The sequence below is a fragment of the Enterobacter sp. QK-SA4 genome (genome assembly GCF_056856775.1).
Genome location: NZ_JBXFXH010000007.1, coordinates 1,844,254 through 1,858,654, shown reverse-complemented (window position 1 = coordinate 1,858,654; position 14,401 = coordinate 1,844,254). Strand labels below are relative to the sequence as shown.

Sequence of the window (14,401 nt, the reverse complement as noted above, 5' to 3'; positions counted from 1 at the left end):
CAACTGGATGAAAAAAGGCGGCTATTATACTGGAAATTCCGCCGGACGATAAGAGCGAACCACGGCCAGGCGGTCGTTTGCTGCACTCTTATTGCGCATTCTCACAAAAATTAACAAAATTATCCGCCCAGGAACAGGCCATCACGTCGTATGGTGTCTGGAAGTGATTCATTTAACGGGAGTAACGATGTTAACACTTGATGCCAGTAAAACCGCACTTGTTGTGATTGATTTACAGGAAGGCATTCTGCCCTTCGCCGGTGGCCCGCATACTGCGGATGATGTGGTCAACCGCGCTGCTCGCCTGGCGGAAACATGTCGTGCCAGCGGTGCGCCTGTTGTCATGGTGCGCGTCGGCTGGTCCGCTGATTACGCCGAAGCGTTAAAACAGCCCGTTGATGCCCAGGTTCCTGCACGCGCCCTGCCGGAAAACTGGTGGACGTACCCGGCAGCACTCGGCAAACGCGACAGCGATATTGAAGTGACCAAACGCCAGTGGGGCGCATTTTACGGTACCGATCTCGAACTGCAGCTCCGCCGTCGCGGCATCGACACCATCATCCTGTGCGGCATTTCCACCAACATCGGCGTGGAGTCTACCGCCCGCAACGCGTGGGAGCTGGGCTTTAATCTGGTGATCGCCGAAGATGCCTGCAGCGCGGCCTCAGCGGAACAGCACCAGGGCAGCATGACCCATATCTTCCCGCGCATCGGCCGCGTGCGCAGCACGGATGAGATTGTCAGCGCGCTATGATGTACGTGGGCCTGCCCCAGTGGTCGCACCCGAAATGGGTGCGCCTTGGCATCACCAGCCTTGAGGAGTATGCCCGGCACTTCAACTGTGTCGAGGGTAACACCACCCTGTATGCGCTCCCCAAAGCCGAGATTGTTGCGCGCTGGCGGGAACAAACCACCGACGACTTCCGCTTCTGCTTTAAGTTTCCGTCCACCATTTCCCACCAGGCCGCGCTGCGCAACTGCGGTGATTTGACCGAAGAGTTTTTTACGCGCATGTCGCCGCTCGCGAACCGCATCGGTCAGTACTGGATCCAGCTACCCGCCACGTTTGGCCCGCGCGATTTGCCTGCGCTCTGGCAGTTCCTGGATGCCCTGCCCCGCGAATTCACCTACGGCGTTGAAGTCAGGCATCCTGAATTTTTTGCGAAGGGCGAAGCAGAAAAAGCGCTCAATCGCGGCCTGCTTGAGCGTTCCGTTAACCGGGTGATCCTCGATAGCCGACCGGTGCACAGCGCTGTCCCCCATAGCGAAGCCATCGTTGAAGCTCAGCGTAAAAAACCGAAAGTGCCGGTCCACGCCATCGTGACCGCGCATAACCCAATGGTCAGATTTATCGGCAGCGACAACATGCAGCAAAACCAGGCGATGTTCGCCGTCTGGCTGGAAAAACTGGCCTCGTGGGAACACGCCACCACGCCGTATCTCTTTTTGCACACGCCGGATATTGCCCAGGCCCCCGAACTGGTCGATGCTCTTTGGCAGGTCTTGCAGGCTGCGGTGCCGTCCGTGGGCAGCGCCCCTTCCATCCCACAACAATCTTCTCTTTTCTGATATCACCCCCTATCATAGTGAAGTGCCATCTGCCAAAAACAGGGAGTTTGTATGGTCAGCGCGCTGTATGCGGTGTTAGGTGCATTACTGCTGATTAAGTTTTCATTTGATGTTGTGCGCCTCAGAACGCTGTACCGCGTCTCTTACGGTGACGGCGGATTTTCCGAGCTACAAAGCGCTATCCGCATTCATGGCAACGCGGTCGAATACATCCCCGCAGCCTTAATCCTGCTGCTGTTTATGGAGATGAATGGCGCAGAAACCTGGATGGTGCACATCTGTGGCCTGCTTCTTATTGCTGGCCGCCTGATGCACTATTACGGTTTTCACCACCGCTTAATCCGCTGGCGTCGTTCCGGCATGAGTGCGACCTGGTGTTCGCTTTTGCTGATGGTGCTGGCTAACCTGTGGTATATGCCGTGGGAGTTGGTTTTCTCCCTCCATTAGCGCACAATACGCCACTTTATTTTTCCCGGATTTTTACGTTATGTCAGATCGCGACACGCTTTTTTCCGCGCCTATCGCCAGCCTGGGCGACTGGACCTTCGATGAACGGGTAGCCGAAGTCTTCCCGGATATGATCCAGCGCTCTGTTCCCGGTTATTCCAATATTATCTCTATGATCGGCATGCTGGCTGAGCGCTTCGTTCAACCCGGCACGCAGGTCTATGACCTGGGCTGCTCGCTCGGCGCGGCAACGCTGTCGGTTCGTCGTAACGTTCACCACGAAGGCTGCCGAATCATTGCCGTCGATAACTCCCCGGCTATGGTTGAGCGCTGCCGTCGCCACATTGACGCTTACAAAGCCCCTGTTCCGGTAGACGTGGTGGAAGGCGATATCCGCGATATTGAGATCGATAACGCCTCGATGGTGGTGCTGAATTTCACCCTGCAGTTCCTGGTGCCTGAAGACCGTCAGCTGCTGCTGGACAAAATTTATCAGGGGCTGAATCCCGGCGGCGCGCTGGTGCTCTCGGAGAAATTCAGCTTCGAAGATGCCGAGGTTGGCGAACTGCTGTTCAATATGCACCACGATTTCAAACGGGCGAACGGCTACAGCGAGCTGGAGATCAGCCAGAAGCGCAGCATGCTCGAAAACGTGATGCTGACGGATTCCGTAGAAACCCACAAAGCGCGCCTGCGCAAAGCCGGATTTGAGCACAGCGAACTGTGGTTCCAGTGCTTTAACTTCGGCTCTCTGGTGGCGTTGAAAGCGGGAGAATCCGCATGATCGAATTCAGTAACTTCTATCAGCTGATTGCCAAAAACCAGCTCTCCCACTGGCTGGAAACCTTGCCCGCGCAGATTGCCGCCTGGCAGCGCGATCAGCAGCACGGCCTGTTAAAGCAGTGGTCAAATGCGGTGGAGTTTCTGCCCGAACTGACCCCGCATCGTCTGGATCTTCTCCACAGCGTAACCGCCGAGAGCGAAGAGCCGCTTCCGGCCGGACAGATCAACCGCATCGAAACGCTGATGCGTAACCTGATGCCGTGGCGCAAAGGGCCGTTTTCACTTTACGGCGTGAACATCAATACCGAATGGCGCTCGGACTGGAAATGGGATCGCGTTCTGCCTCACCTTTCCGACCTGACCGGACGTACCATACTGGACGTGGGCTGCGGCAGCGGTTACCACATGTGGCGCATGATTGGCGCGGGCGCGCATCTGGCGGTCGGTATTGACCCGATGCAGCTGTTCCTGTGCCAGTTTGAAGCGGTGCGCAAGCTGCTGGGTAACGACCAGCGCGCGCACCTGCTGCCGCTGGGCATTGAACAACTCCCTGCCCTGAAATCCTTTGATACCGTCTTCTCCATGGGCGTGCTGTACCACCGTCGTTCCCCGCTTGAACACCTGTGGCAATTGAAGGATCAGCTGGTCAGCGGCGGCGAGCTGGTGCTGGAAACGCTGGTAATTGAAGGCGATGAACATGCCGTTCTTGTGCCGGGCGATCGCTACGCGCAGATGCGCAACGTTTACTTCATCCCTTCCGCGCTGGCGCTGAAGAACTGGCTGGAGAAGTGCGGGTTTGTGGATGTGCGGATTGCCGACGTCAGCGTGACCTCGCTCGAGGAACAGCGCCGCACCGACTGGATGATCACCGAATCGCTGGAGCAGTTCCTCGACCCGGCCGACCACAGCAAAACCATCGAAGGCTATCCGGCTCCAATGCGTGCGGTGTTGATTGCGACCAAGCCGTAGCCTTTTAGCCGGGTGGCGGCTACGCCTTAACCGGCCTACTCTTAGCACGTTTTCTCCGAAATAGTTCAGGTTGCAGCAAGGCGGCTACGCAGCGAATCCCCGGGAGCTTACATCAGTAAGTGACCGGGGTGAGCGAGGCGGCCAACGCAGCTGCGGCTTGAAACATGAAAGACAAAAAAAGGCCCCTGTTGAAATTGCAGGGGCCTGGTACAAGCAAGCATCATATTGGGCGACATGATGCGCGGTAAAAATCGGTACGTTGCTACACGTGATGGCGCTCAATCAGCGACTTCATTTCCGCAACCGACTCTCCCTCTACGCCATAGCGTGAATACTCATCCGCTTCAGCATCCGTCGACATTGACAATCCTGTATTGCGATAACGCATGGGCGAAGGTATCCATTTACCCGCGGAGCTGTGCAGCTCTTCTACCCCGGCGTTTAAAAACCGTTCCAGATTGCTGGCGCGGACTCCCGCACCCGCCATTATTATTGGAACACCGGAATGTGCTTTTAGTTCCGTAATTAATTGCAGTCCTTTTTCAGCTGACGCCTGCTGACCCGATGTCAGGATGCGCGCCACGCAAAGTTCTCCAAGCGTTTCAAAGGCCTGAAGCGGATCTTTACACATATCAAATGCGCGATGAAAAGTGACGGCCAGCCCCTGCGCGGCGCTCATAATCTGACGCATGCGCGGTATATCGATATTGCCATCTTCATCCAGCAGGCCGGTCACCAGCCCTGGAAACCCGAGGTCCCGAACGAGCGCGATATCATCAAGCATGGCATTGAACTCGCCCGCCGTGTAACAAAAATCACCGCCGCGCGGACGAATAATCGGGTGAACGGGAATGGTGACGGCCTGACGAGCAGACTTCAACACGCCGTAAGACGGCGTCAGCCCGCCCTCTTTGGGTGCCGCGCACAGTTCAATGCGGTCAGCCCCGTGCTTTTGCGCGGTCACGGCACACTCCACGCTGTAACAACAAATCTCCAGCAGCGCCATTTAATCCTCCTGAAATTCCACTAAACGAAATATCATGACACGCCGTCCGTTTTCAGTCCCGGCGTGAACTCACATCTCTTACGCTTCGCTGGCAACGATCTGCTCAATGGTCCACGGATGAAACTTCACCGTGACCTGTCCGTCAGTGACGGCCAGCGTCGGGTTAGGTAACCGCTCGCGCTCGCCTTTGGGTGAACTCGTCTTCACAAAAATTCCCGGCTTGCTTAAGCCTTCGTCGGAAAGGAGGGCCAGCGCGCGCGCGTTCAACGTTACCGGCTCACCCGGCAGGACAATTTCGATATGCTCCCAGCCTTCGTGCGGATAGCGTTTCTCGCCCGGCCACGGCAGTTCAACCACGGTGAATTGCCAGTGCGCCACGTTCACCGGTTCATGCAATTTGAACAGGCAAATGGGGCGACCATTGATGATGTTCTTGGAGAGCAACTCGCCGCACCGTTCGAACCCGCGACGCCAGCGCTCGGCCGTGGCATTCTGATGACAGCGCAAAGAGATGTGATCGGCCTCAAGCGGCGCGATATCCAGACCAAGACGGGTGGCAAGATCTGTGAACGCCTGGGTGAAGCGCGGTAAATCTGCGGAAATATCATGCAGTTCGTCAATGGATTGCCAGTTCGCCATAAGTCACTCTCTTTTCATGTCGCAAAGCCGCTAATTTACTCTGTTGCCCTGTTTTGACCAACCGCAGAATCTGGCTTTTTGCGACTGCATGATTATGCACACCTTCACCGCCTGGATTCTGAGCAATCTTCAGGCCCCGCAATGCTGACGCCAGAGGGCATTTGCAGTATACTCCCGCCCTAAATTCTTTAACTGGCGCGGGCGGTTGTAAGCCCGCATCAAAAACGTAAGGTATCCAGGTGAATATTCAGGCTCTTCTCTCCGAAAAAGTCAGTCAGGCACTGATTGCCGCAGGCGCGCCTGCGGATTGCGAACCGCAGGTTCGTCAGTCAGCAAAAGTACAGTTTGGCGACTATCAGGCTAATGGCGTGATGGCAGTGGCTAAAAAACTGGGCATGCCGCCGCGACAGCTCGCTGAGCAGGTACTGACGCATCTGGATCTTTCCGGCATTGCCAGCAAAACCGAAATCGCCGGTCCGGGCTTTATCAACATCTTCCTTGAGCCTGCATTCCTGGCAAGCCACGTTGACGCGGCGCTGAAATCTGACCGTCTGGGCGTTTCCCAGCCGGAGGCGCAGACCGTCGTGATCGACTACTCTGCCCCGAACGTTGCGAAAGAGATGCACGTTGGCCACCTGCGCTCCACCATCATCGGTGATGCCGCGGTGCGCACGCTAGAATTCCTCGGTCACAAGGTGATCCGCGCGAACCACGTGGGCGACTGGGGTACCCAGTTCGGCATGCTGATTGCTTACCTGGAAAAACAGCAGCAGGAAAACGCAGGTGAAATGGCGCTGGCGGATCTGGAAGGGTTCTACCGCGAAGCCAAAAAGCACTACGACGAAGACGAAGCCTTTGCCGAGCGCGCGCGCAGCTATGTGGTAAAACTGCAGGGCGGCGACCAATACTTCCTCGAGATGTGGCGCAAGCTGGTCGACATCACCATGTCTCAGAACCAGCTGACCTATAACCGTCTGAACGTCACCCTGACCCGTGACGACGTGATGGGCGAAAGTCTCTACAACCCAATGCTGCCCGGCATTGTGGCTGACCTGAAAGCGAAAAACCTGGCGGTAGAGAGCGAAGGCGCAACGGTGGTGTTCCTTGATGAGTATAAAAACAAGGAAGGCGAACCGATGGGCGTGATCATCCAGAAAAAGGATGGCGGCTATCTCTACACCACCACAGACATCGCCTGTGCGAAATACCGTTACGAGACGCTGCATGCCGATCGCGTGCTGTACTACATCGACTCCCGTCAGCACCAGCACCTGATGCAGGCGTGGACTATCGTGCGTAAAGCCGGTTACGTGCCGGATTGCGTTCCGCTGGAACACCACATGTTCGGCATGATGCTGGGCAAAGACGGCAAGCCGTTCAAAACCCGTGCGGGCGGTACCGTGAAGCTGTCCGACCTGCTGGACGAAGCGCTGGAACGCGCCCGCCGTCTGGTGGCCGAGAAGAACCCGGACATGCCTGCCGATGAGCTGGAAAAACTGGCCAATGCCGTGGGTATCGGTGCGGTGAAATACGCGGATCTCTCCAAGAACCGTACCACCGACTATATCTTCGACTGGGATAACATGCTGGCGTTTGAAGGCAACACGGCGCCTTACATGCAGTACGCCTACACCCGCGTGCTCTCGGTGTTCCGTAAGGCGAACATTGATGAAAGCGTACTGGCGAATGCGGCAGTGACCATCACGGAAGATCGTGAAGCACAGCTGGCGGCGCGCCTGCTGCAGTTTGAAGAGACGCTGACGGTTGTCGCGCGTGACGGTACGCCGCACGTGATGTGTGCTTACCTGTACGATCTGGCGGGTCTGTTCTCCGGCTTCTACGAACACTGCCCTATTCTGTCTGCGGAAAACGAATCGGTCCGCAACAGCCGCCTGAAGCTGGCGCAGCTCACGGCGAAGACCCTGAAGCTGGGTCTGGATACCCTGGGTATCGAAACCGTAGAACGCATGTAATACAAAAAACCCGGCAAGCGCCGGGTTTTTTCTTATCAGAAATACTTCCGTAAATATTCCGTCAAACAGAGAATCGCCATCGCCTGTCCGTACGGCATAGACGTCAGCGGGATCTGGCGATAAAACTCAAGATCGCTGCCCATGCCCGTGCCGAACGACGTTTGCAACAGCTCGCCTTCCGCCGAAATATTTTTGACGATACCGCGAATCGCTTTTTCTGCCACTTCGACATACTCCGCGCCAACGTAGCGCTTGCGCACGGCTTTCAGAATGCCGTAGGCAAACCCTGCCGTGGCGGACGCCTCAAGATAAGAATGTGGATCGTCGAGCAGCGTATGCCATAGCCCGCTGTCGTCCTGATATTTCGCCAGCGCGGCAATCTGCGCATTCAATACCTGCACCAGGTAGCGGCGCACCGCGTTGCTTTCCGGCAGATCCACCAGCTCAAGGAAGTCCGGGATGACGATGGTGAGCCAGCTGTTGCCGCGCGCCCAGCGGGCACGGGCAAAGTTATGATTACCGTCATAGCTCCAGCCGTGGAACCACAGCCCGGTCTCCCGGTCCATCAGGTTCTGCACGTGCAGCAGGAACTGATAGACCGCCTCTTCAACGTACTCCGGCTTATTGAGCAGCTTGCCGATTTTCGCCAGCGGCAGCACCGTCATCATCAGCGTGTCATCCCACATCTGTTGATGGTTTTCTTCCGCCAGGGTGATGTGCTGCATCCCGCCGTGTTCCGTGCGCGGCATCTCGGCCATCGCCCATTCCGCCCAGCTTTCCAGCCACGGCAGCCAGGCCTGATTTTTGGTCTCTTCGTAGCGATATGCCAGCGTCAGGAACGGCGACATGGTATTCACGTTTTTGGTGGTCGCGCCTTCCGCAAAGCGGTCGGCAAACCAGCTGTCGATAATGTCTCGCATACTTTCATCGCCGGTCTGGCAGTAATACTGCCAGATACCGTACAGGCCAACGCCGTGCGTCCACTCCCATCCGGCCCAGCCTTTGGTGTCGATCACGCGCCCGTCGTCCAGCCGCAGCAAAAATTCACCCGTTTTGTCGTGGATATTGACCAGGCTATGCGTCACCTTTTGAATCAGCGATTTCAGCTCGTCCCGGGCGATAAAGCGCTCTGGCTGACGCAGTAACGGGCTATGTTTGACAGGCCAAACTTTCATCATCTTAACCTCTGTTGTATGTCGAATTCAGTACCGCGCGCTCTTTCAGAGAGGGTGCCGCTGGCTTGTTGCGATTCAGATAACCGATGTTGTTATTGCCCCACAGTGACTCATAGGGCATACCGGCCAGCATCTCGACGGTGGCGCGGGCGTGTGGCGTCGCTGACTCAGGCATCGCATGACCACACTCGCGCATTTTCGCGGTCTCCTCGCGCAGCGTGCTGTGGGTCTGCAAATTGAGCCTGAAGCGCAGGGAAACGAGGAAGCCGCAGAACAGCACCAGGATGGTGCCCACGCTCAGGATCGTCAAAATGGTGTGGCTCACTTCCGCAGGCTGTACTTTCTGACCGCTGACAAAGCCGGACATCTGCATCACAATGCCCACCAGCATCACCGCACCGGCCTGTGACGCCTTACGGGTCAGGGTCATGATGCCCGCGAAGATCCCTTCGCGGCGCTGGCCGGTGATCGCCTCATCCACGTCAGCAATGTAGGTGTAGGTGTTCCATGGCACGTAGTTGATCCCGCCGCGCCCCAGCCCAGCCACCGCAGAGATCAGCAACAGCAGAGCGTAAACGTCGCTCAGGCCCGCGTAATAGAGCACGGCGTAGGAAATTGACGCCAGGCCAAACAGCACCACCACCATGCGGTAGGACGGCGCAGGCCCGAAGCGGATACACAGCGGGATCATGGCGATAACTGCAAGGAACTGGAAGATGGCCATCGTGCCCAGCAGACTGGACGCCACTGACGCTTCCTGCATCAGCACGAACACTACGTAGTAGGTGAATACCGCGTTAAACACGTCCTGCGCGATATAGCCGCCGAGGTACATGCCCAAATGCTGACGGAAAATCTTGATGCGCAGCGTGGAGCTGAGCTCAACGATCAGGCGGTTGAGGCTTTGCCCTATCGTCAGCTTCTTCTTCTCTTCTTCAGCACGCAGTGCCGCTTCAGACCACTCTTCGCGCGGACGTTCCCAGGTGAAGAACCAGACGAAGGTCAGCATCAGCGCGCAGAGCACGGAGAAGACCAGGCTTGCGTAGAAGAAGGAAACCGCGTTGTCTTTCCCGAACCAGGTCAACAGGATCCCCGGCAGGAAGGAAGCGAGAATGGCAGACATCTGGGCCATAGCGATACGCGCCCCGGAGAACTTGGTTTTCTGCTTAAAGTCATCGGTCATTTCCGGCACCAGCGTTTCGTACGGCACCAGAATCATGGTGTAAACAATATCAAACAGCAGATAGGTCAGCAGGTAGTACCCGAAGCTCATGTCCCCAACCCACATCAGCGAGTAGCTGAACACGCACGGGATCCCCAGCAGAATAAAGAACTTACGGCGGCCAAAGCGCTTACCGAGCCAGGTCGTACCAAAGTTATCGGTTAAAAAGCCCATCAACGGGCTAACGACGGCATCCAGCACCCTTGCCGCGGCAAAGATGAACGTTGCTTCGATCGGTGAAAGCCCGCAGAAGGTGGTATAAAAATATAAAAGCCAGGCCGCCGTCAGGGCGGTGGTACCCGCCCCGAGAAAATCACCTGACCCGTAAGCAAGATAATTCGCGAGTCCAATTTTACGTGTTTTCATTGCCGTCAACCCTAATCAGTTTCAGGAGACTCCCTGCAAGCACGCTTCGTCCGGGAGCTTTTATACGGCTACAGTAAATGCATCGACCTGTTGATACCTTTCTGTTTCTGCCACTCCTGAGAGGGTGCATGGCAAAAATACAAAGAGTAGGGTCACGCGCGTCACTGATTTATAAAACAGCGTTTCCATTTGATCAAAAGGAGAGGTCAGTTTTGAGAGCCAGCCATCAGAATGGCCTGATGGCTGGTGAAAAGGCAGGGTGTTAGCGATAGTTCACGATGACGGAATTACTCTGGACTTTCAGCGCCGGGATTAAGCGCCCCCCGCCCGGCACTTCCCAGATGAAACGCAAAGGTTCAATGGCCGGTACGCCGTTGAACGCCTGCGTCGTGCCATTTTCACCGTCGATTTCCGTGCAGCGCGTCTGAGAGCAGAGGCGCACCCGCAGCCCTGCGGGCGTTGGGCCAATCAGCCGGTAATTCCAGACCACAAGGCCCATCAGACCGGAAACCTCTTCAGCAGGCGCCAGCGGGTTAGATGACATGGCAACACCCCGGTTGCTGAGGGTCACCCCCATGCTGCTTGCCTGCCAGGTGCCCTCCCCGGCAGCGTACGCCGCCAGCGGGAAGAGCAAAATCCAGAGCCATTTACGCATTATTTTCCTCCAATCGTCGCGGTCATGCGGATATGACGGTTATCCGACAGCTCCATATTCGACAGCACGACCAGCTGATTCAGGCTACGACGCAGGAAACGCGACAGCAGCGGACGCAGCGCATGATTAACCAGCAGCACCGGCGGTGCGCCCAGCATCTCCTGGCGCGCCAGCGCCTCCTGCGTTTGCGCCAGCAGACGGTCCGCCAGCCCCGGCTCCAGGCCGCCCCCGCCCTGCAGGGCCTGCAGCAGCAGACGTTCAAGCGGCGTATCGAGGCCAATAACCTGCACTTCTCCGGTTCCCGGGAACCACTGCTGGGTGATCGCACGACCCAGCGCCACGCGTACCACCGCCGTCAGCTCGTGCGGATCGTTTTGTATCGGCGCATGCTCGGCAAGGGTTTCCAGAATAGTGCGCATATCGCGGATCGGCACTTTCTCTTCAAGCAGGTTTTGCAGCACCTTGTGCAGCGTGGTTAAGGTCACCACGCCCGGGACCAGATCTTCCGTCAGCTTCGGCATCTCCTGCGTGACGCGGTCCAGCAGCTGCTGCGCCTCCTGACGGCCAAACAGCTCTGCCGAGAATTGCCCAATCAGGTGATTAAGATGGGTCGCCACCACGGTACTGGCTTCAACAACCGTATACCCCTGAATTTGCGCCTGCTCTTTCAGGGCACTTTCAATCCAGATAGCGGCCAGGCCAAAGGCCGGGTCGATAGTTTGCTCGCCCGGAAGCGTGCCTGCGGCGGTGCCCGGGTTAATCGCCAGCCAGCGGCCCGGATAGGCATCACCGCTGCCAATTTCGACACCTTTCATCAGAATGCGATAGCGCGCGGGCGGCAGGTCCATATTGTCGCGGATGTGAACAACCGGCGGCAGGAAGCCCATATCCTGCGCGAATTTTTTACGGATACTGCGGATACGGCCAAGCAGCTCGCCATCCTGCTGGAAATCGACCATCGGAATCAGGCGATAGCCCACTTCCATTCCCAGGGAATCTTCCAGCTGAACGTCGTTCCAGGTCGCTTCGACGGCCTGGGTATTCTCCGGCATTTTTACCTGAACAGGCTCCGCTGCCGGTTTGGTTTCACGACCGCGCATCCACCAGGCAAGCCCCAGCAGACCCGCCGTAAACAGCAGGAAGACGAGGTTTGGCATCCCCGGGACCAGGCCGAGCAAACCCAGAACGGCAGCGGCCAGCAGCATCACGCGCGGGTTGCTGAACAGCTGGCCCACCATCTGCTCGCCAACGTCCTGATCGGTACTCACGCGGGTCACAATCACACCCGCCGCAGTAGAGATAACCAGCGCCGGGATCTGCGCGACCAGACCGTCACCAATGGTCAGCAGCGTATAGCTTTCCGCCGCGTGGCCCATGTCCATCCCGTGCTGCAATACCCCCACCAGCAGGCCGCCGACCACGTTAATCACCATGATCAGAATGCCCGCGATGGCGTCACCGCGCACAAACTTGCTCGCACCGTCCATGGAGCCGTAGAAGTCCGCTTCCTGCGTCACTTCCGAACGGCGTTTTTTGGCTTCATCTTCGGCGATAAGACCGGCATTCAGGTCGGCATCGATCGCCATCTGTTTGCCCGGCATCCCGTCCAGCACAAAACGCGCGCCCACTTCCGCAATACGCCCTGCACCTTTGGTGATAACCATAAAGTTGATAATAACGAGGATAACGAACACCACGATACCGATAGCGAAATTGCCGCCCACCAGGAAGTGGCCGAACGCTTCAACCACTTTACCTGCCGCTGCCGCACCGGTGTGACCTTCCATCAGGATGATACGCGTGGACGCGACGTTCAGCGCCAGTCGGAGCAAGGTGGTAAACAGCAGAATGGTCGGGAATGCGGCAAACTCCAGGGTACGCTGGGTGAACATCGCCACCAGCAGCACCATAATGGACAGCGCAATATTGAAAGTGAAAAGCAGATCGAGGATGAACGCCGGGAGCGGCAGTACCATCATCGACAGAATTAGCAGGATCAGAATCGGCCCGGCAAGGATTTGCCATTGGGTCGATTTCAGGTTGCCGGGCAGGCGCAACATTGCCACCAGATTAGCCATCAGTGTCCTTCTCGTTCATAAAATCCAGCGCGGCAGGCACCGGAAGGTTTTCAGGTTTTACAGGCCGCTGACCGCCAGCCAGACGCCAGCGCTTCAACTGCCACACCCAGGCCAGCACTTCCGCCACGGCGGCGTAGAGTTGTCCCGGGATCTGTTGTCCGATATCCGCATGGCGGTACAGGGCACGCGCCAGCGGAGGGGCTTCCAGGATCGGCACGCGGTGTTCTGTGCCAATTTCCCTGATACGGAGTGCGATCAGCCCCGCCCCTTTAGCAACGACTTTCGGCGCGCTCATTTTGTTTTCGTCATAGCGCAGCGCAACGGAATAGTGCGTTGGGTTGGTAACAATGACGTCGGCCTTCGGCACATCGTCCATCATGCGGCGACGGGCGGCGGCACGCTGCATCTGGCGGATACGCCCTTTTACGTGCGGGTCACCTTCCATCTGCTTATATTCGTCACGGATATCCTGACGCGACATGCGCAGCTTTTTGAAGTGGGTATAAAGCTGGAAGATCACGTCAAAACCCACCATCGGGATAATGCTGAGCACCACAAGCAGCGCGCAGAGCCCGACCAGATTCAGCGCGTTGCTCATCGCGGTGAGAGGCGATTCGCTGATAAGACGCATCATTTCTGGCCAGTGGTACCAGAGGTAAAAGCCTGCGGAACTGCCCATCAGCACCGATTTGAGGACGGCTTTGAGCAGCTCAGCCCCGGTCTGCGCAGAGAACATTTTCGCAATACCCGGCAGCGGGTTCAGTTTGGAAAATTTCGGTTGCAGCGATTTGGCACTGAAAACCAGACCGCCGAGCATCACCGGAGAGACCAGCGCGACCAGCACGACCCCGGTAATCAGGGGCAACAGCGCGACCATGGCCCCCTTAATAAGCTGAATAATCTGGCTGAGGATCAGATTCGGATCGTTGACCATGCTGTGGTCAAAACGTAAGCCGGTGGACAACATTCCCGCTAGCCTGCGGGCGAGCGACTCCCCGCCCCACCAGATAATGCACACCCCTACGATAAGGATCAGCAGGGAGGTTAATTCTCGGGATCGGGGGATCTGCCCTTCCTCACGCGCTTTTTCTAGCCGGTGGGGTGTGGGGGCTTCCGTTTTGTCGTCGTTCTCTTCTGCCACAGTGCATGCTCAGCCCATTACGTCACGGGTATCATGCCAGCACCGCCTTTCATCAATGGGCTGATAAACCCCTATAACCGGGTCTTTTTATCCAGTTTAAAACGCCACTCCGTACATTGGGCAAGCGAAGAGAGGACACGTTATGTTCGAACAAACATTGTTCCGGCTTTTGTGATGCGCTTCATATCACAAAATGAATTAAGCGAAGTTTTAAAATGTTTATTCAAAAAATATCCCGAAAGAAAATTAACATAGTCGTCGATTTTAACCACTTAATATTGCAGGAATGATATAAGTATGTAAATTCAATAATTCAGACCAATTAAAAATCTATTTATCCATTACCGGAGAAAATCCAAAAATGGATTAATCATTATA

The 14,401-nt window shown here is 56.6% G+C and carries 13 protein-coding genes; 6 read left to right on the top strand and 7 right to left on the bottom strand.

Translation table 11 applies throughout. The features are described 5' to 3' along the window. Positions 1–187 precede the first annotated feature (187 nt). Genes AC1VYI_RS10415 through cmoB form a run of 5 tightly spaced genes read left to right on the top strand, consistent with a single transcriptional unit; the run spans position 188 to position 3,768 of the window. On the top strand, positions 188–754 hold the full coding sequence (locus AC1VYI_RS10415) for a hydrolase (protein ID WP_047061094.1): 567 nt from the start codon (positions 188–190) through the stop codon (positions 752–754). Then, the gene (locus AC1VYI_RS10410) at positions 751–1,569 is read left to right on the top strand and encodes a DUF72 domain-containing protein (RefSeq protein WP_134866061.1); all 819 of its coding nucleotides are present in this window, start codon (positions 751–753) and stop codon (positions 1,567–1,569) included. Before AC1VYI_RS10415 ends, AC1VYI_RS10410 begins: the two co-directional genes overlap by 4 nt. A 51-nt stretch (positions 1,570–1,620) precedes the next feature. Beyond that, positions 1,621–2,016 carry an MAPEG family protein gene (locus tag AC1VYI_RS10405; protein WP_021240443.1) on the top strand — a complete coding sequence of 132 codons (396 nt, stop codon included), beginning with the start codon at positions 1,621–1,623 and terminating at the stop codon, positions 2,014–2,016. Between the two features lie 40 nt (positions 2,017–2,056). Further along, the gene (gene cmoA, locus AC1VYI_RS10400; protein ID WP_045355967.1) at positions 2,057–2,800 is read left to right on the top strand and encodes a carboxy-S-adenosyl-L-methionine synthase CmoA; all 744 of its coding nucleotides are present in this window, start codon (positions 2,057–2,059) and stop codon (positions 2,798–2,800) included. Continuing rightward, entirely contained in the window at positions 2,797–3,768 is a 972-nt protein-coding gene (cmoB, locus tag AC1VYI_RS10395; RefSeq protein ID WP_023312242.1) for a tRNA 5-methoxyuridine(34)/uridine 5-oxyacetic acid(34) synthase CmoB, read from the top strand. The genes cmoA and cmoB overlap by 4 nt, the downstream gene beginning before the upstream one ends. 262 nt (positions 3,769–4,030) lie before the next feature. Here the strand turns inward: cmoB and cutC are convergent, their stop codons facing one another. Beyond that, entirely contained in the window at positions 4,031–4,774 is a 744-nt protein-coding gene (gene cutC / locus AC1VYI_RS10390) for a copper homeostasis protein CutC (RefSeq protein ID WP_134866060.1), read from the bottom strand. Positions 4,775–4,852: 78 nt separating this feature from the next. Further along, a complete protein-coding gene (locus AC1VYI_RS10385; RefSeq protein ID WP_482880528.1) occupies positions 4,853–5,413 on the bottom strand; it encodes a VOC family protein in 561 nt (186 codons plus the stop codon). A gap of 239 nt (positions 5,414–5,652) precedes the next feature. On the opposite strand from AC1VYI_RS10385, the gene argS reads away from it, so the two are divergent. Continuing rightward, positions 5,653–7,386 (top strand): arginine--tRNA ligase, encoded by a 1,734-nt coding sequence (gene argS / locus AC1VYI_RS10380; RefSeq protein WP_047647442.1) that lies wholly within the window; start codon positions 5,653–5,655, stop codon positions 7,384–7,386. 35 nt (positions 7,387–7,421) lie between these two features. Here argS and bglB read toward each other — a convergent pair whose 3' ends face one another. The 5 genes from bglB to flhB all read right to left on the bottom strand — a co-directional run bounded on the left by bglB (position 7,422) and on the right by flhB (position 14,023). After that, positions 7,422–8,561 (bottom strand): beta-galactosidase BglB, encoded by a 1,140-nt coding sequence (gene bglB, locus AC1VYI_RS10375; RefSeq protein ID WP_134867364.1) that lies wholly within the window; start codon positions 8,559–8,561, stop codon positions 7,422–7,424. Positions 8,562–8,565: 4 nt separating this feature from the next. Continuing rightward, on the bottom strand, positions 8,566–10,149 hold the full coding sequence (locus AC1VYI_RS10370; protein WP_134866058.1) for an MFS transporter: 1,584 nt from the start codon (positions 10,147–10,149) through the stop codon (positions 8,566–8,568). 262 nt (positions 10,150–10,411) lie between these two features. Next, positions 10,412–10,804: a flagellar protein FlhE gene (gene flhE / locus AC1VYI_RS10365; RefSeq protein ID WP_023312248.1), complete on the bottom strand. Its 393-nt coding sequence runs from the start codon at positions 10,802–10,804 to the stop codon at positions 10,412–10,414. Further along, entirely contained in the window at positions 10,804–12,882 is a 2,079-nt protein-coding gene (gene flhA / locus AC1VYI_RS10360; protein ID WP_023312249.1) for a flagellar biosynthesis protein FlhA, read from the bottom strand. The genes flhE and flhA overlap by 1 nt, the downstream gene beginning before the upstream one ends. Continuing rightward, positions 12,875–14,023: a flagellar biosynthesis protein FlhB gene (gene flhB / locus AC1VYI_RS10355; RefSeq protein WP_045355960.1), complete on the bottom strand. Its 1,149-nt coding sequence runs from the start codon at positions 14,021–14,023 to the stop codon at positions 12,875–12,877. The genes flhA and flhB overlap by 8 nt, the downstream gene beginning before the upstream one ends. Positions 14,024–14,401: the final 378 nt, after the last annotated feature.